The organism is Nocardioides sp. Z43_10 (genome assembly GCF_059766615.1).
In genome coordinates this window covers 356,605-380,058 of record NZ_JCBAJY010000002.1, presented here as the reverse complement: position 1 = coordinate 380,058, position 23,454 = coordinate 356,605, and the positions used below count along the sequence as shown (strand labels likewise).

General features: G+C 73.8%; 19 protein-coding genes. 11 read left to right on the top strand and 8 right to left on the bottom strand.

Annotated features, from left to right (window positions below; all coding sequences use genetic code 11):
- Genes AC6EI4_RS05045 through AC6EI4_RS05020 form a run of 6 tightly spaced genes read left to right on the top strand, consistent with a single transcriptional unit; the run spans position 1 to position 7,128 of the window.
- Positions 1 to 1,626, top strand: coding sequence for an ABC transporter substrate-binding protein (locus AC6EI4_RS05045; protein WP_498424117.1), 1,626 nt, complete (start codon positions 1 to 3; stop codon positions 1,624 to 1,626).
- On the top strand, positions 1,623 to 2,579 hold the full coding sequence (locus AC6EI4_RS05040; RefSeq protein WP_498424116.1) for an ABC transporter permease: 957 nt from the start codon (positions 1,623 to 1,625) through the stop codon (positions 2,577 to 2,579). The genes AC6EI4_RS05045 and AC6EI4_RS05040 overlap by 4 nt, the downstream gene beginning before the upstream one ends.
- Positions 2,572 to 3,723: an ABC transporter permease gene (locus AC6EI4_RS05035; RefSeq protein WP_498424114.1), complete on the top strand. Its 1,152-nt coding sequence runs from the start codon at positions 2,572 to 2,574 to the stop codon at positions 3,721 to 3,723. The genes AC6EI4_RS05040 and AC6EI4_RS05035 overlap by 8 nt, the downstream gene beginning before the upstream one ends.
- On the top strand, positions 3,720 to 4,727 hold the full coding sequence (locus tag AC6EI4_RS05030; RefSeq protein ID WP_498450755.1) for an ABC transporter ATP-binding protein: 1,008 nt from the start codon (positions 3,720 to 3,722) through the stop codon (positions 4,725 to 4,727). The genes AC6EI4_RS05035 and AC6EI4_RS05030 overlap by 4 nt, the downstream gene beginning before the upstream one ends.
- Entirely contained in the window at positions 4,724 to 5,710 is a 987-nt protein-coding gene (locus AC6EI4_RS05025; RefSeq protein WP_498450754.1) for an ABC transporter ATP-binding protein, read from the top strand. Before AC6EI4_RS05030 ends, AC6EI4_RS05025 begins: the two co-directional genes overlap by 4 nt.
- Positions 5,710 to 7,128, top strand: a complete 1,419-nt coding sequence (locus tag AC6EI4_RS05020; protein WP_498450753.1) for an amidase — start codon at positions 5,710 to 5,712, stop codon at positions 7,126 to 7,128. Before AC6EI4_RS05025 ends, AC6EI4_RS05020 begins: the two co-directional genes overlap by 1 nt.
- Positions 7,129 to 7,764: 636 nt before the next feature.
- Here the strand turns inward: AC6EI4_RS05020 and AC6EI4_RS05015 are convergent.
- From AC6EI4_RS05015 to AC6EI4_RS05005, 3 genes are read right to left on the bottom strand one after another with little or no spacing between them, the layout of a single operon-like run.
- Entirely contained in the window at positions 7,765 to 8,667 is a 903-nt protein-coding gene (locus tag AC6EI4_RS05015) for an alpha/beta hydrolase (RefSeq protein ID WP_498424109.1), read from the bottom strand.
- On the bottom strand, positions 8,664 to 9,308 hold the full coding sequence (locus AC6EI4_RS05010) for a TetR/AcrR family transcriptional regulator (protein WP_498450752.1): 645 nt from the start codon (positions 9,306 to 9,308) through the stop codon (positions 8,664 to 8,666). The genes AC6EI4_RS05015 and AC6EI4_RS05010 overlap by 4 nt, the downstream gene beginning before the upstream one ends.
- Positions 9,305 to 10,678 (bottom strand): flavin-containing monooxygenase, encoded by a 1,374-nt coding sequence (locus tag AC6EI4_RS05005; RefSeq protein ID WP_498450751.1) that lies wholly within the window; start codon positions 10,676 to 10,678, stop codon positions 9,305 to 9,307. Before AC6EI4_RS05005 ends, AC6EI4_RS05010 begins: the two co-directional genes overlap by 4 nt.
- A gap of 126 nt (positions 10,679 to 10,804) precedes the next feature.
- Between AC6EI4_RS05005 and AC6EI4_RS05000 the strand changes: the two genes are divergently transcribed.
- The 3 genes from AC6EI4_RS05000 (at position 10,805) to AC6EI4_RS04990 (ending at position 13,298) form a co-directional block, all read left to right on the top strand.
- Positions 10,805 to 11,599 (top strand): SDR family NAD(P)-dependent oxidoreductase, encoded by a 795-nt coding sequence (locus tag AC6EI4_RS05000; protein WP_498450750.1) that lies wholly within the window; start codon positions 10,805 to 10,807, stop codon positions 11,597 to 11,599.
- Positions 11,596 to 12,582: an SDR family NAD(P)-dependent oxidoreductase gene (locus tag AC6EI4_RS04995; protein ID WP_498450749.1), complete on the top strand. Its 987-nt coding sequence runs from the start codon at positions 11,596 to 11,598 to the stop codon at positions 12,580 to 12,582. The genes AC6EI4_RS05000 and AC6EI4_RS04995 overlap by 4 nt, the downstream gene beginning before the upstream one ends.
- A gap of 338 nt (positions 12,583 to 12,920) precedes the next feature.
- On the top strand, positions 12,921 to 13,298 hold the full coding sequence (locus AC6EI4_RS04990; protein ID WP_498424104.1) for a hypothetical protein: 378 nt from the start codon (positions 12,921 to 12,923) through the stop codon (positions 13,296 to 13,298).
- Positions 13,299 to 13,414: 116 nt separating this feature from the next.
- Here AC6EI4_RS04990 and AC6EI4_RS04985 read toward each other — a convergent pair whose 3' ends face one another.
- Positions 13,415 to 14,410, bottom strand: a complete 996-nt coding sequence (locus AC6EI4_RS04985; protein WP_498450748.1) for a putative endonuclease domain-containing protein — start codon at positions 14,408 to 14,410, stop codon at positions 13,415 to 13,417.
- 188 nt (positions 14,411 to 14,598) lie between these two features.
- A complete protein-coding gene (locus tag AC6EI4_RS04980) occupies positions 14,599 to 16,779 on the bottom strand; it encodes an acyl-CoA dehydrogenase family protein (protein WP_498450747.1) in 2,181 nt (726 codons plus the stop codon).
- 90 nt (positions 16,780 to 16,869) lie between these two features.
- On the opposite strand from AC6EI4_RS04980, the gene AC6EI4_RS04975 reads away from it, so the two are divergent.
- The gene (locus AC6EI4_RS04975) at positions 16,870 to 18,564 is read left to right on the top strand and encodes an AMP-binding protein (RefSeq protein ID WP_498450746.1); all 1,695 of its coding nucleotides are present in this window, start codon (positions 16,870 to 16,872) and stop codon (positions 18,562 to 18,564) included.
- A gap of 31 nt (positions 18,565 to 18,595) precedes the next feature.
- Here AC6EI4_RS04975 and AC6EI4_RS04970 read toward each other — a convergent pair whose 3' ends face one another.
- Positions 18,596 to 19,366, bottom strand: a complete 771-nt coding sequence (locus AC6EI4_RS04970; RefSeq protein WP_498450745.1) for a tyrosine-protein phosphatase — start codon at positions 19,364 to 19,366, stop codon at positions 18,596 to 18,598.
- A 24-nt stretch (positions 19,367 to 19,390) separates the two neighbouring features.
- Positions 19,391 to 20,353 carry a nucleoside hydrolase gene (locus AC6EI4_RS04965; RefSeq protein WP_498450744.1) on the bottom strand — a complete coding sequence of 321 codons (963 nt, stop codon included), beginning with the start codon at positions 20,351 to 20,353 and terminating at the stop codon, positions 19,391 to 19,393.
- Between the two features lie 89 nt (positions 20,354 to 20,442).
- On the opposite strand from AC6EI4_RS04965, the gene AC6EI4_RS04960 reads away from it, so the two are divergent.
- Positions 20,443 to 21,801 carry an MFS transporter gene (locus AC6EI4_RS04960; RefSeq protein ID WP_498450743.1) on the top strand — a complete coding sequence of 453 codons (1,359 nt, stop codon included), beginning with the start codon at positions 20,443 to 20,445 and terminating at the stop codon, positions 21,799 to 21,801.
- Here AC6EI4_RS04960 and AC6EI4_RS04955 read toward each other — a convergent pair.
- Positions 21,788 to 23,323: a PucR family transcriptional regulator gene (locus AC6EI4_RS04955; protein ID WP_498450742.1), complete on the bottom strand. Its 1,536-nt coding sequence runs from the start codon at positions 23,321 to 23,323 to the stop codon at positions 21,788 to 21,790. The two genes, AC6EI4_RS04960 and AC6EI4_RS04955, sit on opposite strands and share 14 nt — an antisense overlap.
- Positions 23,324 to 23,454: the final 131 nt, after the last annotated feature.

The window sequence follows — 23,454 nt, the reverse complement described above, 5'->3', positions numbered from 1 at the left end:
ATGAAGTCGACCCATCGTGTCAGCGCTCGTCTCGCCGTCGCGGCCGTCGCCGGCGCCCTGCTACTGAGCTCGTGCGCATCCACCGACGACGACGAGAAGGGCAACGAGGGGAAGGGCAGCGCTGAAGTCGACCGCGGCCGCTACACCTTCGGTGTGATCGGGGACCAGGCCGAGGCCGGCGAGCCGGTCGAGGGTGGCACCCTGGACTTCGCCGACTACGGCGAGATCCGCAGCCTCAGCCCCGCCGCCAGCTACGCAACGGGAGCGTCCGGCGGCGGCGCGATGGTCGCGGTCTACGACACCCTGATGACCCTCGACGCCGAGACCCAGGAGTACACGCCCAAGCTCGCCGAGTCCCTGGAGAGCAGCGAGGACTTCAAGACCTGGACGCTGACCCTGCGCGAGGGCGTCAACTTCTCCGACGGCACGCCGCTGGACGCCAAGGCCGTGATCGGCAGCATCAACTGGTACATGAAGAACCAGGGCGCCGACACCGCGATGCTCGCGCCGAACCTCGCGGGCATGGACGCCAAGGACGAGCGCACGGTCGTCTTCAACCTCAACAACGCGTGGGCCAAGTTCCCCTCGATGCTGGCGCAGGCCTCGGGCATGATCGTCGCCCCCGCCTCCTACGCCGGTGCGGAGTTCAAGCCGATCGGCGCCGGGGCCTTCGTCTTCGACTCCTACAAGCCGGCCGAGGAGCTCATCCTTACCGCCAACGAGAACTACTGGGACGGCAAGCCGCACCTCGACAGCATCCGGATCTTCTGGCCGCTGGCCGACGAGGCCAAGCTCGACGCCCTCGAGGACGGCAGCGCCGACGTCACCTACATGCGCGACCCGAAGGTCGTCGACCAGGCCGTGGACGCCGGGCACGCCGGGCACCTGACCCTGACCAGCCTGGGCAACACGCTCACCATCAACAACCGCGAGGGCTACCCGGGCTCCGACCCGCGCGTGCGCAAGGCGATCGCGCTGGCCTACGAGCCCGAGCTCGACTACAAGCGCTCCTACGAGGGCAAGGGCATGGCGGGCAAGGAGATGTTCCCGCCGGAGTCCAAGTGGGACACCAGCGACGCCGCGCTGCCGACGGACCTGGAGGAGGCCAAGAAGCTGGTCGAGGAGGCCAAGGCCGACGGCTTCGACGGCGTCGTCACCTACATGGACGGCACCGACCCGACCTCGCGCACCCAGGCGGTGGCGATGAAGGCGATGCTCGAGCGCGTCGGCTTCACCGTGAAGACCGACCTGGTCGCCTCGATCGCCGACCAGACCAGCCGGGTCTTCGTCGACCACGACTTCGACATCGCCCGCGGCGCGCTCAGCGTCTCGGAGTCCGACCCGTACCACCGTCTGGTCAACAACCTCAGCTCCACCAGCTACGGCAACGCCACCGGTTACGCCTCCGAGGCGATGGACACCGCACTGGCCGAGCTCCAGGCCGCGGGTACCGACGAGGAGATCCAGGCCTCGCTGGACGAGATCCAGGCCCTGATGAACGAGGACGTGCCCTCGGTCATCACCGGCGCGAGCGCCGCGTTCCACGCCTGGAACGACAACGTGCACGGCGTGGCGATGGCGGCCGAGTACATGCCCGACTTCTCTGACGCGTGGATCGTGCCGTGATCCGTAGGATCGCCCTGCAGATCGGGGAGCTGGGACTCGTCCTGCTCATTGTCAGCTTCGGGGTCTTCTCGTTGATGGCGCTGCTCCCCGGTGACCCTGCAGTGGCGATCCTGGGAGCCGGGCGGGCACCGGAGGCCTACGCCGAGCTGCGCACGCAGCTCGGCCTGGACGACCCGATGCTCTCCCGGTACGTCGACTGGCTCGGCAGTGCCGTGCAGGGGGACCTCGGCCAGTCCGTGGTCCCCCCGCAGTCCGACGTGATCGACCGGATCGCCTCTGCCCTCCCCGTCAGCATCCAGATCGCCGTGATGGGCCTGCTGATGGCCCTGCTCGTCGCGGTCCCGGTCGCGATGCGCGCGGCGTACCACGAGGGCGGCAAGATCGACCGCCTGATCGGGGCGAGCACCTTCGCCCTGCTCTCGATCCCGAGCTTCCTGGCCGGACTGCTGCTGATCCTGCTGCTGGTCAGCGGGACCGGCTGGTTCCCCCGCTCGGAGTGGGTGCGGCTCGGGGAGGGTGGCCTCTTCGAGAACCTGCACCACGCCTTCCTGCCGGCGCTGACCGTGGCGCTCGCCGAGCTCGCGATGTTCTCGCGGGTGCTGCGCGGCGACCTGATCACCACGCTGCGCGAGGACTACATCCTCGCGGCTCGGGCGAAGGGGATGCATCCCCTGCGGATCCTCTTCTCCGACGCGCTGCGCCCCTCCTCGTTCTCCCTGGTCACGCTGCTGGGACTCAGCCTCGGGCGCCTGATCGGCAGCACCGTGATCGTGGAGTACCTCTTCTCGCTGCCCGGCATGGGCTCCCTGGTCGTCAACGCCGCCAACCAGGGCGACTTCCCGATGGTGCAGGGGGCGGTCCTGGTGATCGCGGTCCTGTACGTGCTGATCAACGCCGGCATCGACCTGTCATACGGCTATCTCGACCCGAGGACGCGACGTGCCCATGTCTGAGCCCAGCACCTCACTCACTCCCGGCTCGGCGGACCCCGACCCGACCGGGCTCGAGGCGCAGGTCCCCCCCACCGCGCTGGCCCCCCAGGCCGCCGCGCTCGCCCCCGGGACCGCGCCGGAGCCGGCGCCGGCCTCGGGTTCGCGCCGCAACCAGCTGCTGCTGGGCGGGGCGCTCACCGTGCTGGGCCTGATCCTGCTCGGCTTCGGCGCCACCACGGCGCTGCTGCTCACCCCGATCAAGCTGCTGCTGATCCTCGGCGGCTTCGCCCTGGCGATGGTCGGCGGCAGCCGGCTCGGGCGCACCCTGTCCGGACCCGGCTTCGACCTGACCTACTGGCTGGCGATGGCCTGGCTGATCGGCCTGGTCGTGGTGGCCGCGCTCGCGCCGCTGCTGCCGTTCTCCGAGCACCAGGACGTCGCCACGACCCTGCTCGAGGAGCCCTTCGCCCGGCCGGACCCGACCTCGGACCACCCGCTGGGCACCAACGGCTTCGGCCTCGACCTGCTCGCCCGCTCGGTGTACGGCGCGCGCTCGTCGCTGCTGATCGCGCTCAGCGCGGTGCTGATCGGCACGATCATCGGCGGGGCGATCGGGCTGATGGCCGGCTACTTCAAGAAGACCTTCGACCGGCTGGTCGGCGTCTTCACCAACTCGCTGCTCGCCGTACCCCCGCTCATCCTGCTGATCGCGCTGGCGACCGTGCTGGAGCCCAACCTGCGCAACATCGCGTTCTCGCTGTCGCTGCTGACGATCCCGAGCATGGTCCGGCTGTCCCGGGCCACCACGATGTCGTACGCCAACCGCGAGTTCGTCGTGGCCGCCCGCGCGCTGGGCGCCACCCGGGGCCGGATCATGCTGCGCGAGCTGCTGCCCAACGTGCTGCTGCCGCTGGTGTCACTGGCGATCGTGATGATCTCGGTGCTGATCGTGGCCGAGGCGTCGCTGAGCTTCCTCGGGCTCGGCATCCAGCCGCCGGAGCCCACCTGGGGCAACATGATCGCAGAGGGTGAGGGTGACGTCTTCGAGGACCACCCGCACATCATCCTGGTGCCCGGCATGTTCCTCTTCCTGACCGTTTTCGCCTTCAACCTCGTGGGCGAGAAGGCCCGCGCGCGTTGGGACTCCCGGAGCGTGAAACTGTGACCGCCCCCCTGCTCGAGGTCGACGACCTGCACACCGTCTTCCGCACTCCGCGCGGCGAGATGCACGCCGTCGACGGCGTCTCGCTCACCCTGGCCCCCGGGGAGACCCTGGGCATCGTCGGCGAGTCCGGGTCCGGCAAGTCCGTGCTCGGCCGCACGATCATGGGCCTGATCAGCAACGGCGACACCAGCCGGGTCACCGGCACTGTCCGGATCGGCGGACGCGACGTGCACGCCCTCAAGCCCGCCCAGCGCCGGTCGCTGTGGGGCACCGAGGTGGCGATGGTCTTCCAGGACCCGATGACCTCGCTCAATCCGGTCAAGAAGGTCGGGCTGCACCTCACCGAGAGCCTGCGCGCCCACCTCGGGCTGAGCCGCGGCGCGGCCCGCGAGCGGGCCGTCGAGCTGCTGCGCCAGGTCGGCATCCCCGAGCCCGCCCGCCGGGCCGGGCAGTACCCGCACGAGCTCTCCGGCGGGATGCGGCAGCGGGTGGTGATCGCGATGGCGCTGGCCTGCGACCCCAAGCTGCTGATCGCCGACGAGCCGACCACCGCGCTCGACGTGACCGTGCAGAAGCAGATCCTCGACCTGCTGCAGACGCTCAGCGAGGAGCTCGACATGGCCACCATCCTGGTGAGCCACGACCTCGGCACGGTCGCCGGGCGCACCGACCGGGTCGCGGTGATGTACGGCGGGCGGATCGCGGAGTCCTCCGACACCGACAGCGTGTTCGGGGCGCCGCGCCACCCCTACAGCCAGGCGCTGATCGAGTCGATCCCGCGCATCGACTCCCGGCCGCACACGCTGCTGCCCACGATCGAGGGCTCGCCGCCGAACCTGCTCACCCCGCCGGCGGGCTGCCGCTTCGCGGCGCGCTGCCGCTACGCGGTCGAGCGCTGCCACGTCGAGTCGCCGGCGCTGGAGCCGCGCGGCGCCCGCACCGACAGCGTCGTCGCCTGCCACTTCCCACTGACCGCACCACTGCACCAGGAGGTCGGAGCATGAGCGCCACGTCCGTGACCGAGCCCGGCACCCGCGCCCACGTCTCGACCCTGCGCGCCGAGGACATCGTGGTGGAGTTCCCGGTCGGCCGTGGCCAGATCGTGCACGCCGTCTCCGGGGTCAGCCTGGAGGTGCAGCCCGGGCAGACGCTCGGCATCCTGGGGGAGTCCGGCTGCGGCAAGTCCACGATCGGGCGGGCGCTGATCCAGCTGCCCTCGCCGGACTCCGGCAGCGTCAAGCTCGGCGACCTCGAACTGACCTCGCTGAGCCCCAAGGAGCTACGCCGGGCCCGCGCGCGGATGCAGATCATCATGCAGGACCCGGTGTCCGCGCTGAATCCCCGCCGCAAGGTCAAGGACCTGGTCTGGGAGGGCCTGTCGATCTGGGGCTACGACGGCGACGACAAGGCCACCAGGATCGACGAGGCGCTACGTGCGGTCGGCCTCGACCCGGCCGCCGTACGCGACAAGCACCCGCACGAGCTGTCCGGCGGCCAGTGCCAGCGGGTGTGCATCGCGCGGGCGCTGATGATGGACCCCGACGTGCTGATCTGCGACGAGCCGGTCTCCAGCCTCGACGTGTCGGTGCAGGCGCAGATTCTGAACCTGCTCGAGCAGAGCGCGCGCCGCTTCGGGCTGAGCATGGTCTTCATCGCCCACGACGTGTCGGTGGTGAAGAACATCAGCGACAAGGTGATGGTGATGTACCTGGGCAAGGCCTGCGAGGTCGTGCCCTCCGACGAGATGCACATCAAGTCCGTGCACCCCTACACCCGGCTGCTGCTGGCCTCGATCCCCGGTGAGGCGGTGGAGCACCCGCACGGCCACCAGGTCGCCAGCGAGCTGCCCTCGCCGCTGAACCCGCCCTCGGGCTGCCGCTTCCGGACCCGCTGCCCGCTCGCCACCGAGCTGTGCGCGCAGCAGGAGCCGGTGATGCGCGAGATCGCCACCGGCCACACGGTGGCGTGCCACCACGTGGCGAACTGATGGGTGGCCACGACGCGACCGGGCTGGCCGCGGCGATCGCCGCCGGCGAGCTGTCCGCGCGCGAGGTCGCCGAGGACGCGATCGCCCGGATCGAGCACGGCGACGCCGAGCTCAACGTGATGGTGAGCCGGCGCTACGAGCAGGCGCTGGCCGAGGTCGAGGCCGGTCTGCCCGACGGCCCGCTGCGCGGCGTGCCGATCCTGATCAAGGACCTCGGCACCGAGGTCGCCGGGCTGCCGGCGACCGGCGGCTCCCGGCTGTTCGCCGAGGCGGTGGCGACCCGTGACAGCGAGATCGTCGCCCGCTACCGACAGGCCGGGATGGTGGTGCTCGGCACCACCAACACCCCGGAGTTCGGGCTGAACGCGAGCACCGAGCCGACCTGGCAGGGCCCGACCCGCAACCCCTGGGGCACCGACCGCTCGCCCGGCGGGTCCAGCGGCGGCTCGGCGGCCGCGGTCGCCGCGGGGATGGTGCCGGTGGCCCACGCCAGCGACGGCGGCGGGTCGATCCGGATCCCCGCCTCGGCCTGCGGCCTGTTCGGTCTCAAGCCGAGCCGCGGCCGGGTCAGCACCGCGCCGTCGACGGCCTCGCTGGCCAACCTGGTCAGCGTGCAGCACGCGGTCACCACCACGGTCCGCGACAGCGCCCTGCTGCTCGACGTCGCGGCGGGCCCGCTGCCCGGTGACGCCTTCGCCGCGCCCACGCCGGCCGCCTCGTTCACCGAGCTGGCCGCGCGGACGCCGGGTCGGCTGAGGATCGGCCTGTACACCTCGCTGCCCGGACGTCAGACGCACCCGCGCTGTGTCGAGGCGACCCTGCGCGTCGCCCAGCAGTTGGAGGAGCTCGGCCACGAGGTCACGCCCATCGACGCGCCGTACGACCCCGGGCAGGTCGCCGCCGACTCCAGCCTGGTGATGGGCGCCCACCTCGTCGTCAGCATCGACGACCGGCTCGCCGAGCTCGGCCGGTCGCTGCGCGAGGACGACGTGGAGCCGTTCACCCGGATGATGTACGAGCACTACTCCACCCTCTCCGCGGCCGACCTGAACCGGGCGCTGCGCGCGGTGCAGGACATCGGCTGGCACGTCGGCGCCGCGTTCGCGTCGTACGACCTGCTGCTGTGTCCCACGCTCGCCCAGCCGGCGCCGCCGCTCGGGCTGCTCGACACCACCCGCCCGGAGAGCATCTACGAGCACGCCACGACGTACTCCGCCTTCACCAGCGTCTTCAACGTCACCGGCTCGCCGGCGGTGTCAGTGCCGGCAGGGCTGGACGGCACGGGCCCGGACGGCACCGGGCTGCCGATCGGGGTCCAGCTCGTCGCCGACCTCGGCGGGGAGGGCCTGCTCCTCGCGGTCGCCACCCAGCTCGAGCAGGCGATGCCCTGGCCAAGGACGGTCCCGGGGCGCGCCTGACCGACGCAGCGTTGCCCTGTCTGGGTGGCGCCGCCCGCTCAGGCCCTGTGGGTTGTGTGTCCGTGGGCGCGGTATGGCGCGTGGTCAGGCACACGAGCCGGCGTCGGCCTGTCTGGGTGGCGCTGCCCGGTCCGCCGCTGGGGGGTTGTGTGTCCGTGGGCGCGGTAGGGCGCGTGGTCAGGCACACGACCCGGCGTCGCCCACTCTGGGTGTCGTTGCCCGCTCGCCCGCTGTGGGTTGTGTGCCCGTGGGCGCGGTATCGCGCGTGCTCAGGCACACGACCCGGCGTTGCCCTGAATGACTCGTGTCGCCCGCCCCGCCGCTGTGGGTCGTGTACCCGTGGACGCGGTATCGCGCGTGCTCAGGCACACAACCCGGCGTCGCCCTGAATGACTCGCGCCGCCCGCTCCGCCCCCTGTGGGTCGTGTGTCCGTGGGCGCGGTAGGGCGCGTGGTCAGGCACACGACCCGGCGTTGCCCTGAATGACTCGCGTCGCCCGCTCCGCCCCCTGTGGGTCGTGTGCCCGTGGACGCGGTATGGCGCGTGCTCAGGCACACAACCAGGCGTTGCCCGCTCCACGACCCGGGGCCGCCACGACCCGGCGCCGCCCCCTCCAGCGCCCCGACGCGCCCCACCTCAGCCGACCGCGAGCGCGCGGGTCAGGAACGCCACCTGATGGGCGACCACCCGCTCGTGCTGGGACTTCCCCGGCCAGACGTCGAAGTGGTCGCAGGGGTAGTGGCGTACCTCGGCGCGGCCCGCGAACGCTGCCCGGGCGGCCGCGTGCGGCGGGGCGCTGCGGTCGAAGTCCGCGATCTGCACCAGCAACGGCGCCCGCAGCTCGGCGGCGTGCCTGCCCGGACGCACCCGGCCCAGCTCCAGCGTCACGCCGGCGTCCACCTCGTTGCGCCAGGTGGGCCCGGCCAGCGAGCGGTAGTCCTCCAGCGCGCCGTCCAGGGTGAGCGCCCCCAGCTCGCCGGGCCGCGCCACCAGCGGGATCATCACCTGCCCGCGCCCGGCCAGCTCGGCGACCCGGCCGCGGACCCCGGCCGCGCTCGAGCGCAGCAGCTGGCCCGGGCGGTGGTGCTGCAGGGCGAGTCGTCCGGCGGCCAGTCCATCGACCAGCGGGGTGAGCGAGACGACCGCGGCCACGTCGTCGCGCCGGGCGCCGGCGGCCAGCACGTGACCGCCGGCCAGCGAGACGCCCCACAGCACCAGGCGCTGCGGGTCGACGCCGTCGAGACGCGCGGCGGCGTGCATCGCCGCCCGGTAGTCCTCGACCTGGCCCTGCGCGGAGACCCGCTGGCGCGGCGTCCCGTCGCTGGCGCCGAAGCCGCGATAGTCGAAGGCGAGCACGTCCAGCCCGGCCGCGGCCAGCGCGGTCGCGAACGGCGCCAGGCCGGAGTCCTTGGTACCGCCGAGCCCGTGCGCCATCACCACCACCGGTCGCCCTGCCGCCGAGGCGAGGGCGTCGGAGGCGGCGGTGAAGTGCCACGCGTCGCAGCGGGTGCCGTGGGAGTCGAAGGAGATCGGGGTCATCGGGGGGTCCCTTCGGTGGACGGGTCGAGGTGGCCGTGGACCGAGCGCAGCCAGATCGCGATGGTGGCCTCGGCCAGGCCCGCGCGGTCGGCGTCGGCGACGTAGGTCAGTCGCGCGAGCAGGCTCTCGTTGAGGTCGAGCAGGACGGTCGCGAGGTGTACGGCGTCCGGTCCGGGTGGCGCGACTCCGCGGGCCCGCTCCGCCTCGATCATCGCCGCGATCCGCTCCACCAGCATCCGGCGCCCGGTCTCCCACATCCCGCGCACGCCCGGCGAGGCGTCGTGCGCCTCGAGCAGCGCCCGGTGCAGGTGGCGGTGGCGGTCCCAGATGTCGACCAGGCCGTGGACGGTGCTGGTGATCCGCTCGCGTGGCGGGTCCTGCCCGACCAGTACGTCGGTGACCGCGAGGATCTCGTCGTACATCTCCTGCGAGACCGCCGCGACCGCCGCCGCGAGGTTCTCGAAGTAGAAGTAGAACGCCGAGCGGGTGACCCCGGCGCGATGCGAGATGTCGGCGATGTTCACCGGCTCGAGGTCGCCGCCGGTCTCGCGCAGCACCTCGTCGAGGGCGCGCAGCAGCTCCGCGCGTCGTACGTCGCCGCGCGGGGCCGGGCGGCGGTCGCTGGGCAGGGCGCGGTTCACGCGGAGGCCCCGGCGTCGGCCTGGTCGAGGGCCCGGCCGGCCAGTCTGGGCGCGCCGTGCGCGCGGGCCCGCGCCAGCCCGGCCGGGATCTCCTTGGTGCGCATGTCGTGCTCGTAGAGGAAGTAGTCGACCTGCTGGGTGTGGCGCGGCGTGGGCACCATGTGGCCGGTGTACTTCTGCTGCTCGGCGAGGATCACCCGCTCCATCTCCGCGATGTCGGGCAGCCGGTAGCGGCCCACGGCGTACGCGCCGACCAGGCGGGCCTGGGCCTCCACGAACGGGAACAGCGTGGGCGTGGACTGCGCGAAGCCGACCAGGGCCAGGTCGTCGACGCCGGGCTTGAACATCCGCTTGTACAGCGGGATGTGGTTGTCGGGCGCGGAGAGGAACTCGGGGTCGAAGAACGGGAAGGTGATGTGGTAGCCGGTGGCGTAGATGATCACGTCGAAGTCGGCGCTGGTGCCGTCCTCGAAGTGCACCGTCTCGCCGTCCAGGCGGGTCACGTTCGGCTTGGCGGTGACGTCGCCGGAGCCCAGCCGCAGCGGCAGCTCGACCGACTGGGTGGGGTGGGCCTCGAAGAACTTGTGGTTCGGGGTGGGCAGGCCGATCTGCTCGGGGCGCCCGGTCATCTTCGGCGTCCCGAACTGCACCATCCGGCGCTGCCAGGCGTAGGGGATGCCGGGGTAGGTCTTGAAGTACTTGTCGGCCGGGGCGCCGGCGATGTACTTCGGCACGATCCAGGCGCTCGAGCGGGTGGAGAGCACCACGGTGTTGTCGAGGGTGCGCGAGGACAGCTCGACGGTGATGTCGGCGGAGCTGTTGCCGATCCCGACGACGAGGATCCGCTTGCCGCTCAGCCCGTGGCTCTGCGGGTCCACGTAGTGGTGGGAGTGCATGGTGGTGCCGGTGAACTCGCCGGGGAAGCGCGCGTAGCGGGGGTCCCAGTGGTGGCCGTTGCCGACCACCAGGAAGTCGAAGTGGCGCAGGTCGCCGCGCTGGTCGCGGATCTCCCAGCCGCCGCCGTCCAGGCGGCGCGCGTGCTCGACGCCGTTCTCGAACTCGATGTGCTCGCGCAGGCCGAAGGCGTCGGCGTACCCGTCGAGGTAGTCCTTGATCAGCGTGTGGTGCGGGAAGTCGGGGTAGTCCTCGGGCATCGGGTAGTCGCGGAAGGACAGCTGGTGCTTGGAGGTGTCGATGTGCAGCGAGCGGTAGGCGCTGCTGGCGCCGTTGGGGTTGCCGAACGCCCAGTTGCCGCCGACGCGGTCGGAGAGCTCGAAGACGGTGTGCGGCACGTCGTAGTCGTTGAGCATCTTCGCGCTGGTCAGGCCGCTGATGCCGGCGCCGATGATCGCGGTGGTGGGTCCGGGCACGAGGGCTCCTAGCGGGGAGGGGCGGCCGGGGTGTGAGTCAGTTCACAGCTCGGCCTGTCGCTCGGCGACGCTAGGGGCTAGGTTGACGGGCGTCAAGAGACGTCGACACGCATCAGGAGACCGCCCGTGAACGCACCGCCCCCGTCGTCGGGACCCGCCGGCAGTCCCGTCGCCGTGGTCGTCGGGGGTGCCTCCGGGATCGGTCGCGCCACCGCCCGGGCGCTGGCCGCCGAGGGCTACCGCGTCACCGTGGCGGACCGCGACGCCGGAGGGGCCGCCACGGTCGCCGAGTCGCTCGAGGGCGCGCACGCGGCAGCGGTGGACGTCTGCGACGAGCCGGCCGTCGAGGCCCTGCTCGACGAGGTGCTGGCTCGGTGCGGGCGCCTGGACACCGTGGTCAGCACCGCCGGCGTCGGCGGGCTGGGAGCGGTCACGGACCTGGCGGTGGAGGAGTTCCGCGGCCTGGTCGACGTCAACCTCACCGGCTCCTTCCTGGTCGTGAAGCACGCCGCGCGGCGGATGCCCGGCGGCGGGTCCATCACCCTGCTCAGCAGCCTCAACGCCCGGCAGCCGGCGGCCGGGATGGCGGCGTACTGCGCGGCCAAGGCGGGGGTCTCGATGCTCACCGAGGTCGCCGCGCTCGAGCTCGGACCGCGCGGGATCCGCGTCAACGCGGTGGCGCCCGGGCTGGTGCTGACGGCGCTGACCGAGGGGTCGATGGAGATCCCCGGGGTGCGTGAGGACTACGTCGCGAACACCCCGCTGGGGCGGGTGGGCACTGCGGAGGAGATCGCCGAGGCGGTGGTCTTCCTGACGCGTGCCCAGTGGCTGACCGGCGAGGTCATCGACCTCAACGGCGGCGCGCACCTGCAGCGCTACCCCGATCTGCTCGGCCACGTGCAGCGGATGCTCGACGCATGAGCGACTCGGCGACACCGGGAGCGCCGGTTCCGACGACCGACGATGTGCTCGACGGCATCACGCTGACGGGTACGACGTGTCTGGTCACCGGCGCCACCAGCGGCCTCGGCCTGGAGACCTCGCGGGCGCTGGCCTCGGTCGGCGCGCGGGTGCTGATGGCGGGACGGGACGCGGCCCGCTGCACGGAGGCGACCGAGCGGGTACGGGCCCTGGTGCCGGGGGCGGCGGTGGAGAGCGTGCTGCTCGACCTGGCCTCGCTGGCGTCCGTGCGGCGCGGCGCCGCGGACGTGCTGGCCCGGGTCGACCGGCTGGACCTGCTCGTCAACAACGCCGGGGTGATGTTCACGCCGTTCGGGCGCACCGAGGACGGCTTCGAGCTGCAGCTCGGCACGAACCACCTCGGACACTTCGCGCTGACCCGGCTGCTGGAGCCGCTGCTGGGCGCCAGCTCCCGGGTGGTCAACCTCAGCTCCGCGGGGCACAGCATCGCCGACCTCGACCTCGACGACCCGAACTGGCAGCGCCGCGACTACGAGAAGTTCGCCGCCTACGGGGCCTCGAAGACCGCCAACATCCTGTTCACCGTCGAGCTCGACCGGCGCCTGCGCGAGCGCGGCGTCCGGGCGTACGCCGTACACCCGGGCATGGTCGCCACCGACCTCGCCCGGCACATGGATCGCGACGACTTCAAGCGGATGGCGGCGATGGCGGCCGCGGTGAAGCCCTCTGCTGGTGAGGGGGCGTCGGGTGGTGGGGCGTCCGGTGGCGGGGCGTCGGGGGAGGCGAAGCCGCGGATGAGCTTCCTCGACGTCGAGCAGGGCGCGGCCACCCAGGTGTGGGCGGCCACCTCGCCGGAGCTGGCGGACATCGGCGGCGTCTACCTCGCCGACTGCGCGGTGAGCCCCCGGCACCGCTCGTACGCCGTGGACCCCGAGCGCGCCCGTCGCCTCTGGGACCTCTCCGAGCACCTCACCGCCCCCTGACCCGCCCGCCCCAGTGACCCACGGGTAACTGGAGATTCCCGTGCACCTGGTGCGTGCGATCCTCCAGTTACCTGCGGGTAGGCGGGGCGGGCGCAGGAGCAGGGTGTCCGGGCGACGTGCACGATCGTCCCGACCTCGTGCTGCGCGGCCTCTTTTTCGCCCTTCCCCGGGCGCTTCGAGATGACGGGCCGCGGAGGTGAGCACGGCCCAGAACCGACAGCCCGGGAAGGTCGAGACTCATCAAGATGAGAATGCCGCTGCAGGCGGCTCCGATCAGCCCGAAGGCTGGCTTTCGCGTTTGCCAACACCCGGGCTGGGGTGTCGCTAGGTTCTGCCTGGTGAAGTCCGAGAAGCAGGCGTCTGTGCTGTGGCTGCCGTCAATGGCTTTCTGCAACGCCTGGCTCGCAGCCTTCTTGCTCTCGCACCTGCATGATCCCCTTGCTCCGAAGTATTGGCCTGCCTTCTTGGTTCTGGCCGGTGTCAGCTGTGTGGGGTCCTGCGCCAGGGACTGTGTGCGCTTGTGGCGGGTGCCTGGCCGGGCCGCGTCCTATCCACTCCGTGTCACCGTGATCTCGCTCGGCCTGCTCAGTGGCCTGGGCTCTACCGTGGCTTTCGTTGGCAGCTCGCACTGGGAGTGGCTCATTCCTGGCGTGCTCGCGTTGTACTTCGCCGTCCTGTTCGCCCGCGAGCGCGGGCGGCTCCCGCAGCACTCCTAGGCAGCTCGCGCCGACGCTCCGCCGGCGGCGGAGCAGGGGGCCCGCGGGACGGACCGGCCTCGCGCCTCTCGTCGCAGCAGACCGCGTAGCGGGGCGGGGACACAACGCCACGCGGGTCACCGCCGAGAGAGGACGCAGGTGCGGCCGCACGGCTGGGGCGCGCCGGGCCATCCGCGCGCTTGGAGCAGCGCAGCGATCCGGGCGGTGGTCTGGCACGGACGCTCGTGGACCTGGCCCCACCCCAACCGCACGGTGACGCTGCCCGTCAGTGCGGCATCGAGGTCCCGCTCGAGGTCGTGGTCTCGTTGGCGGGCCACCTCGTGGAAGAGGCGACCGTCGAGCTCGACGACCAGCCCCCACTCGTCGTACCCCACGTCGCGCAGCGCCAGCCCCGCGCCGGCGACGGAGCGGGACTGGCGAACTCCGCGCGGCAGGGCGTGGGCACGCTCGACCTGGGTGAGGTAGCCGTGCTCCAGGACCGAGCAGGTGCCCTCGGCGAGGTCGCGCAGCACGGAGTCCAGCCATCGCCGGCGTCGCAGTCGCCGACGGCCATCAAGGGCGAGGCGGAGCCGGTGCGGGGTGGTCCAGCGGGACTGGCAGAGGTCCGCGAGACCGGCCACCGCGGCGAGGTCGGTGTCGGCCTCGGCGGCCACGTCGAGTGCGGCCTGCTCCACGCGGACCCGCGGCGGGCCGGTGTTCCACAGGACGTGACCGTCCAGGTGGCGGTAGCGAGTGAGGCGGTAACCCTCGGCCACGACCAGTCGCCGGTCCTCGGCCACCCCCACGTGGATCGCGGCGCCGTCATCGTGGTGGCGCCAGCCGGGACCGGCCGCGGCGCGCAGCGCGGAGCTGCCGGCGAGCGCGGCGGGCTCGTGGAAGAGCACGCCCGACCACGCCCGCTGCAGCCAGGTGGGCTCGCCGGTGTGGTCGACGTACACGCCGGGCAGCATCGGCGCCCACTCCCGGCGGCGGAGCTTGCGGGCGATGTCGTGGTCCGAACCGCCGAGGGCGAACACCTGCCGGCGCGCGACCACGCCTGCTTGGCCGACCGCAACGGCGGCGAGGGCCGCGTCCACGGCGGACGGGGTGCTGGTGTGCGCCGGTTCTCCCATGCCGGGATCCTGCGGGCGGCCGGTACACCGCGCCAGAGGGAGATGGCCGCCTGTGGAGAACGACGCGCGCACCGGATGCTCCCCGGGGCGAGTTCACGCCGACTCGGCTGCCGTACGGCGCGAGTTCACGCCGACTCGGCTGCCGTACGGCGCGAGTTTGCGCCGACTCGGCCGCCGTACGGGGTGGGTTAGTCGCGGGGGAGGCCCAGGATGCGCTCGCCGATGACCGAGAGCAGGATCTGGCTGGAGCCGCCGGCGATCGAGTGGGCGCGGGCGCTGAGCATCTCGCGGGTCACCGGGCCCCGGACCAGGCCCTCGTTGCCGACCAGCTCCAGCGACAGCTCGGCGGCGTCCTGGCGGGCCCGGACACCGACGATCTTCTGCACCGACGACTCCGCGCCCGGCTGGGCGCCGCCGATGCGGGCCAGCAGCGCGCGGTGACCGAGCAGGGCCGTGGTCATCGTCTGCGCCACCAGGTGACCCAGCCGGTCGTCGACGAGGTCGCCGGTGTGGGCGCTCGCGCGGGCGACCAGCTCCTCGGTACCGCTGCCCATCGAGGAGCTGCCGCCCATCTCCACGCGCTCGTTGGCCAGCGTGGTGCGCGCCAGCCGCCAGCCGTCGTTCACCTCGCCGACCACGCAGTCGTCGGGCACGAAGACGTCGTCGAGGAAGACCTCGTTGAACAGCGCCTCGCCGGTGATCTCGCGCAGCGGGCGGATGTCGAGCCCGGGGGTGCGCATGTCGACCAGGAAGTAGGTGATGCCGCGGTGCTTGGGCGCGTCCTTGTCGGTCCGCGCCAGGCACACGCCCCAGTCGGCCTGCGCGGCCATCGACGTCCAGACCTTCTGCCCGCTCAGCGACCAGCCGCCCTCCACCCGGGTGGCGGTGGTCGACAGCGACGCCAGGTCCGAGCCGGCGCCGGGCTCGCTGAACAGCTGGCACCAGGTGATGTCCCCGCGCAGGGTCGGCATCGCGAAGCGCTCGACCTGCTCGGGGGTACCGCCGGCCAGGATGGTCGGCATCGCCCACCAGCCGATCACCAGATCGGGGCGCGAGACCCCGGCGCGCTCCAGCTCCTGGGCGATCAGGACCTGGGCGGCCGGCCCGGCGTCGCGCCCGTACGGCGCCGGCCAGTGCGGCGCGTAGAGGCCGGAGTCGGCCAGCGCCACCCGCAGCTCGCGCCCGGACTTGCCGGCCAGCTCGCCGGCCAGGCGACGTACCTCCTCGCGCTCGGCCTCGACCTCGCCGAGCTCGACGCCGAGGTGACGGCGCTCCCCGGCGCGCACCAGCTGCGCCAGCCGGATGCGCCACCGCGACGAGCCGCCGAGGCTCTGGCGCAGCACCAGCGCGCGGCGCAGGTACAGGTGGGCGTCGTGCTCCCAGGTGTAGCCGATCCCGCCCAGCACCTGGATGCAGTCCTTGGCGTTGTCCACCGCCGCGTCCAGGGCGACCGCGCCGGCCACCGCGGCCGCCAGCGAGCGCTCGCCCGGCTCGGCCACGGCCGCGTCCCACGCCGCCACGCGGGCCTGCTCGGTGCGGCACAGCATCTCCGCGCACAGGTGCTTGATGGCCTGGAAGGAGCCGATCTTGCGCCCGAACTGCTCGCGCAGCCCGGCGTACGACGCGGCGACCAGGAGGGCGCGCCCGGCGATCCCCGCCGCGAGCGACGCGGCGAGCAGCAGGTGGGCGTCCTCCACCTCGTGCTCGGCGAGGCCCGTCAGCGCCACGGCCGGGGCCTCGTCGAGCTCGACGGTGGCCAGCGGGGTGGCCACGTCGACGCTCTCCAGCGCGCTGAGCGCGACGCCCTCGCCGGGCAGCACCAGGCACCAGGTCCGCGCCCCGTCCAGCTCGGCGGGCACCAGCAGCGCGGCCTCGGCGCAGGCGCCGACCACGGCGCCGAGCGACCCGGTGAGCCGCAGCGCACCGTCGGCGGCGGGGGCGCCGCCAGCGACAGCTGGCGCGGCGACGCCGGGGGAGGCGATGGCCACCGGCAGCTCCCCGGCGAGCACCTCGTCGCGGGCCTGCGCCGCCGAGCCGGACAGGGTGGCCCGGCCGAGCAGGTGCGCGGCGGTGGCGGTGGCCACCAGCGGGCCGGGGACGCACTCGACCCCGGCCTGCTCGACCATCACCGCGAGGTCGACCAGGTCGGCCTCGGCGCCGCCGTGCTCCTCGGGGACGGTGACCGCGAACATCCCGAGCTCGGCCAGCCCCGGCCAGATCTTGCGCCACGCGTCGGCGGACTCGTCACGCGCGGCCTCGAGCACCTGGGCCGAGCGCGCGAAGGAGCGCACCGCGTCCTGGACGGCGGCCTGCTCGGGGGTGGTGGCGATGCCGGCGGAGCCGGTCCGGGGGCCGCTCTGAGAACTCATGCAGGCACCGTCCCCGGTTCCTCGCGTGCGCGTCCGCGCGCCTCCCGGTGAGCGGGAGAGCAGCGGCGCGTCGCGCGTCCGACTGGTCGGATGACGCCCGTGGAGACCTTTGCCGAGATCGTGCGCAGCCGGGCCGGGGACGATGCGGTCGGCCTGCTCTTCGAGGACCGTTCCTGGACGTGGGCCGAGGTGGTCCAGGAGTCCGCGGACCGGGCCGCGGCGTTGCTCGCCGCGGTGCCGGCGCCCGAGGGCCGCCAGATCCACGTCGGGGTGCTGCTGGAGAACGTGCCCGATTTCGTCTTCTGGCTCGGCGCCGGCTCGCTGGCCGGCGCGGTGGTGGTCGGGATCAACTCCAGCCGCAGTGCCGCCGAGCTGGCCGTCGACATCCGCCACGCCGACGTCGACCTGATCGTCACCGAGGAGCGGCTGGCCCACCTGGTCCGCGACCCCGCCGGCGCCCCGAGCACGTCGGCCGGTGGGCACGGCGTACCCGAGGAGCGGGTGCTGGTCGTCGACACCGCGCCGTACGACGCGTGGCTGGCGCCGCACCGGGGCGCCGCGCTGCCGGCCGCCGCGCCCGCGGCCGACGACATCGCGCTGCTGCTGTTCAGCTCCGGGTCCACCGGCGCGCCGAAGGCGGTGATCGTCGGCCAGGGACGCCTGGGCCGGCTCACCTCGGCGATCGTGGGGCGCATCGGGCTGGACCGCGAGTCGGTGACCTACCTGACCATGCCGCTGTTCCACGGCAACGCGGTGATGATGAACCTGGCCCCGGCGATGGCGGTCGGCGCCCGGGTCGGGATGGCCCGCAAGTTCTCCGCGAGCCGGTTCTCCGAGGACGTGCACCGCTTCGGCGCCACCTACGTGAACTACGTGGGGCGCGCGCTGTCCTATGTGCTGACCCGTCCCGAGGACCCGCGCGACCGCACCGGCACGCTGCGGCTGGCCTACGGCACCGAGGCCTCCGAGGCCGACGTGACCCGCTTCGGCGAGCGCTTCGGCTGCGTGGTGCAGGAGGGCTACGGGATGAGCGAGGGCGTGTTCCGGATCAACCGGACCCCCGACACCCCGCCCGGGTCGCTGGGCAAGCCGGCCGGCGACGTCGACGTGCGGGTCCTCGACGAGGCGACCGGGCGGGAGTGCCCCCGGGCCGTCTTCGACGCGGCCGGCCGGCTGACGAACCCCGAGGCGGTCGGCCAGCTCGTCGGGGTGGGGCTCGCGCATACCTTCGAGGGCTACTGGGCCAACCCCGGCGCGATGGCCGAGCGGGTGCGCGGCGAGGACTTCTGGGCCGGGGACCTGGCCTACCGCGACGCCGACGGCTGGTTCTGGTTCGCCGGGCGCTCCTCGGACTGGCTGCGCGTGGACTCCGAGAACTTCGCCGCCGCGCCGATCGAGCGGCTGCTGCAGCGCTTCCCCGGCGTCACGTCGGCGCCGGTCTACGCCGTACCCGACCCGGCCACCGGGGACCGGGTGATGTGCGCGCTGGAGCTGGAGGCCGGGGCGGTCTTCGACGCCGAGGCGTTCGGCGCGTTCCTCGCGGCCCAGCCGGACATGGGCGCCAAGTGGTGGCCCTCGTTCGTGCGCCTGGTCGACGCCGTGCCGCTGACCGGCAGCAACAAGGTCGACAAGGCCCCGCTGCGCGCCGCCGCCTGGCTCACCGACGACCCGGTCTGGGTGCGGGTCGGACGCACCGCCCAGTACGCCCTGCTCGACGAGCACGTCCGCGCGGCCCTCGAGGCGGAATTCGCCGCGCACGGGCGCAGCGCGCTGGCGCCCGCGTAGCCCGTCCGGCCGTGCTGGCGCACCGTCCGGCTCAGCCCTCGACGAGCACCTGCACGAGCCGCTCCAGCTCCGAGTCGCGCAGCCCCACGCCGAGCAGGTAAGAGCGGGCGTCGCCGTGGGTGGCCCGGAGCCGCTCGAGGAAGCGCTCCATGCTGGCCGGCTCGGCGGTGAACGACTCCTCCGGCAGCGCCGCGAGCCGCTCCTCGTAGGCCGGCAGCGACCGGATCCGGCCGAAGATCGCGTCCAGGTGCTCGCGGGTCCGGGCGTAGTCGGCGACGATCTCGTCGTCCTCGACGCCCACCGCGGAGAGGACCAGGGCCAGCGCGACGCCGGTGCGGTCCTTGCCGGCCGTGCAGTGCACCAGCGCCGGGACGCTCTCGGGCTGCACCAGCAGCTGGACCAGCGCGGTGACCGAGTCCGCGGAGTGCGCCAGGTAGCGCAGGTAGTGGCTGGAGACCCGCTGCGCGGGGTCCGCCGAGGTGGGGTCGTGCTCCCACGCGCCGCCGGCCCGGAACGGCAGGTGCGCGACGCGTCGCTCCAGCGCGCCGAGCACGGGGTTGGTGGACTGGCTGACCTCGAGGTCGCTGCGCAGGTCCACCCGCACCCGGATGCCGAGGTCCTCGACGAGCACCCGCGCCTGCGTCTCGTCCACGAACGACGTGGTGGCGCTGCGGTAGAGGACGCCGTGGCGGGTGCGGGCGCCGGTGGCCGTGCGCAGTCCGCCCACGTCGCGCAGGTTGGGCAGGTCGGGCAGGCCGGGCAGCTCGGGCCGGCCGGGCAGGGTGCTGTCGGTGCTGGTCATCGTCGCTCCGCTCTCGTCGCCGCCTCAGCCTAGATCGGGCCCCCGCATCCCGGGGCCCAGCGTCGTACGCAGCAGGGAGCGGAAGCGCTCGCGGTCGGCGCCGATCGCGACCAGGGCGTTGGCCGGCTCGGGGCCCACCCCGCGGAAGTCCATCACCGTGCGCCCGGTGGTGAGCCGCCCGGCGGTCTCGACCGCGACGTACGCCGGGGCGAGGCGCACCAGGCCGGGGTCGACCAGGTAGGCCACCGCCAGCGCGTCGTGGACCGGTCCGGCGTGCTCGGTGCGGTCCTCCTCGGACAGGTGCGGCGAGCCGTCGTAGCGCACGATCCGCGCATGGATGAACCCGGCCACCGCGGCCGGCACCGGCCCGGCGGCGCGCAGCTCGTCGCACAGCCGGGCCGGCACGGTGGCGGACAGCGTGGCGTCCAGGGGCACGAGCACCAGGCGCCGGAAGCCGGCCGCGCAGACCCGCGCGGCGGCGACCGGGTCGCGCCAGACGTTGGTCTCGGCGCTCGCGGTGACGTTGCCGTGGGCGTGCGCGCCGCCCATCACCACCAGCTCGGCGACCGCGTCGACGACGCCGGGGTCCGCGGCGACGACGGCGGCCACGGTGGACAGCGGTCCGGTGGCCACCCAGGTGATCGGCTCGGTCGCCGCGCGCAGTGTCTCCAGCAGCCACTCCACCGCGCCCTCCCGGCCGGGCGGGCGGGAGGCGGGCGGCAGCGCCAGCGCCACGTCCGGTCCCGGGCGGGGAGCGGGCCGCTGACATCGCGCGTACGGCGCGGCCAGGCCGGCGTGCACGGGGACCTCGGTGCGGCCCACCAGGTCGAGGACGCGCAGGGTGTTGTCGGTGGTCCGTGCGAGCGGGTGGTTGCCCCACACCGTGGTGACGCCGCGCAGGTCGAGCGCCGGGTGCAGCGCCGCCAGGACGATCGCCACGGCGTCGTCGGTACCGGTGTCGCAGTCGAGCAGGACGGGCCGGGCCATGCCGCCATGATGCCGCGCCACCCCGAGCCGTTGGCTCGGATCCGGCGCGGCCGGGGAATCTGCGGCGCGGTGCGATGGTTGTGACCCGCATGACACCTCGCACCCGTGACGACTCCACCCGGGTGTCGGTGCTGCTGGGGCTGCTCTTCGGGTTCGCGGGCCTCGGCTCCTCCTCGGCGGCGATCGGGCTGCCGCTGCTCGCCGAGGACCTGGACGTGACGATCGGGGTCAGCGCCTGGGTGATCAGCCTCTACGCGCTGACGCTGGCGGTCACCACCGCGGTCTACGGGCGGGTCTCGGACCTGGTCGGGGTGCGGCTGCCGCTGGTCTTCGGGGTGGGGCTGATGACGGCCGGGGCGGTCGTCGCGGCCCTCGCCCCGTCGTTCCCGGTGCTGCTGGTGGCCCGGCTCTTCCAGGGCGCCGGCGCGGCGGCGGTCCCGACGCTGGGCGTCGCCATGCTCTCCCGGCGCTACGAGGGAGCCGTGCGGGGCCTCGCGCTGGGCCGCCTGGCCGGCGTGGCGGCGGCGCTGAGCTGCGCCGGGCCGTTGGCCGGCGGTCTCGTCGAGGCGGCCTTCGGGTGGCGCGCGGTGATGGCGCTGCCGGTGCTCGGCCTGCTGGTGCTGCCGCTGCTGTGGCACACGCTGCACACCGACGGCACCGGCGCCCGCCTAGACGTGCTCGGCGCGCTCACGGTGGCCGGCACCGCCGCCGGGCTGGTGCTGCTGGTGCAGTCACCCTCGACCGGCCTCGTGGTGGCCGTGGTGGGTGCGCTGCTCCTGCTGCTCGGCACGCCGGCCGTGGTGATGCGGGTACGCCGCCGACCGCACGGCTTCCTGCCGCTCGCGGTGGTCCGCAACCCGATCGTGGTGCGCAGCGCGCTGGCCGCGGCGGCGGTGCCGGCCGCCTGGTTCGCGATGCTGATCGCGGTGCCGGCCATCCTGGTGGGCCATGGCTGGCAGGCGTGGCAGGTCGGCCTGCTGCTGCTGCCCAGCGCCGGGCTGGCGCTGCTCACCCCCCGGGTCGCCGGGCCGCTGCTCACCCGGATCGGCGCCGCGGCCGCGCTGCGCCGCTCCGGCATCGGCGCGTCGCTGGCGCTGCTGATGGCCGCCGCCGGCGCCGCCGTGGTCGAGCCCGCGCCCGCGGTCGCGGCCGGCGTGCTGCTGCTGGCGGTGGGGCTGGTCACGGTGGCCTTCGGGCTCGGCCAGCCCGCGCTCAGCGCCGCGGTCGGCGACGCCGTCCACGAGCACGTGCGCGGGGTCGCGCTGGGGGTGGCCACGCTGCTGTTCCTGGTCGGCGGCAGCGTCGGCTCGGCGGTCGTCGGCGGGCTGGGCGACGTCTGGGGGATGGCCTGGAGCCTGCTGCTGCTCGCCGCGCTGCCGCTGCTCGGGCTGATCGCGCTCGCTCCCACGCTGCGCGCGCCCGCCGCGACGCCGGCTACCGACGGGTGAGCGCCGAGCTGCGCATCCGCCAGCTGACCAGGGCCAGGTCCAGCGCGGTGCGCGCCTGACGCTCCTCGAAGTCGAGGCCGCCCAGCAGCCGGCTGATCCGGTCCAGCCGGCCGTAGAGGGTCTGGCGGCGGATCCCCAGCAGCCGCGCCGCGGCCGTCTTGGACAGCCCGGCCTCCAGGTAGGCGTCGAGCGTCGGCACCAGGTCCGAGCCGCGCCGTGCGTCCTGCTCGAGCAGGGGCCCGAGCTGGTCCTGCACGAAGCGCTCCAGGTCGGCGTCGGCGACCACGCCGGCGAGCAGGTGGTAGACGCCCAGGTCGCTGGCGAGGACCACCCGCGAGCCCAGGGTCAGCCGCCCCGCCAGCCGCAGCGCCTCCCGCGCGGCGGGCAGGGAGCGCGCCAGGCCGGCCACGTCGTCGACGGGCGTGCCCGCTGCGACGCGCACCGCGCTGTGGCCCACGGTCGCGCTCAGCTCCTGCTCGAGCGCCGCCGCGAACGCGGCCACCCGGGCGCGCAGCTCGGCGGGACGCACCGAGGTCGCCACCAGCAGCTCCCCGTCGGCCTCCGCGGCCAGGGCCGGGCCGAAGACCGCGCGGGCCGCCTCGGTGGCCGCGGCCAGCGCGGGCCGCCCGGGCCGGGCGCTGCCCGGCAGGGACACGTCGAGGGCCAGCCCGAGCGCGCGGTTGCCGGGCGGCAGGAACAGTCCCGCCGCCCGGGCCCGTGCCGCGATCTCGGTGCTGGACAGGTAGTAGCCGCCGGCCAGGGCGCGGACCAGCTCGGAGCCGGGCCGCCCCAGCGCCGCGGCCCCTGCGCCCAGCCGGATCCCGAGCACGGCCGCGCACAGCTCGCCCATCCGCCGGGTGGTCGCCGTCCCGGGCGCCGCCGCGGGCGCTGCCAGGACCAGGACGGCCCAGCCGGCCCGGCCCGCCTCGCACTCGAGGAGGCTCCCGGTCGGTGCCGCGCGCACGTCGAGCCCGGCCAGCAGCTCGCCGTCCGCGGCGTACAGGCCGGCCGGCGCACCGCACACCTCGGCGGCGAGCGCGACCAGCTCGTCGATGCCGCACCCCTCGGCCAACGCGCTGTGCAGACGCGCCGAGGCCAGCTCACGGCGGCGCAGCTGCTCGACCTCGCCGCCGATCAGCAGCGGGTGCACCGCCTCGGTGATCTCGATGAACGGCACCACGCCGTGCAGCAGCACCAGCGGCAGCGCGTGCGCGGCGGCGGCGCCGAGCAGGGCCTGCGGCGGGCGGCTGAAGGTGCGACCGAGCTCCAGCAGCAGCGCCGCGACCCCCTGCCGGGCCAGCGCCGCGACGTACGTCGTGATCGCGGCGTCGCCGACCCCGACCAGTCCCAGACCGGTGGTCAGCAGCACCTCGCCACCCTTGAGCAGCGGCGAGATCTCGTAGATCTCCGAGGTGTGCACCCAGCGCACCACCCGCCGGTCCAGGTGCTCGCCGACCACGACCTCGGCGCGCGCATCGGCCATCAACGGCAGGTCGAGCAGCTGCTGGAGGGTGAAGGACATGGCGACATCCTGCCGCCCGCGACGGCGCGGTGGGGGACGAACCGTCCGTCTGTAACCCCGACGAAACGACAGGTTGTCCCTTGTTGGCCCCCGGCTCCACGCGGTTGACTCGGCTCGCGCCCAACTCGCAG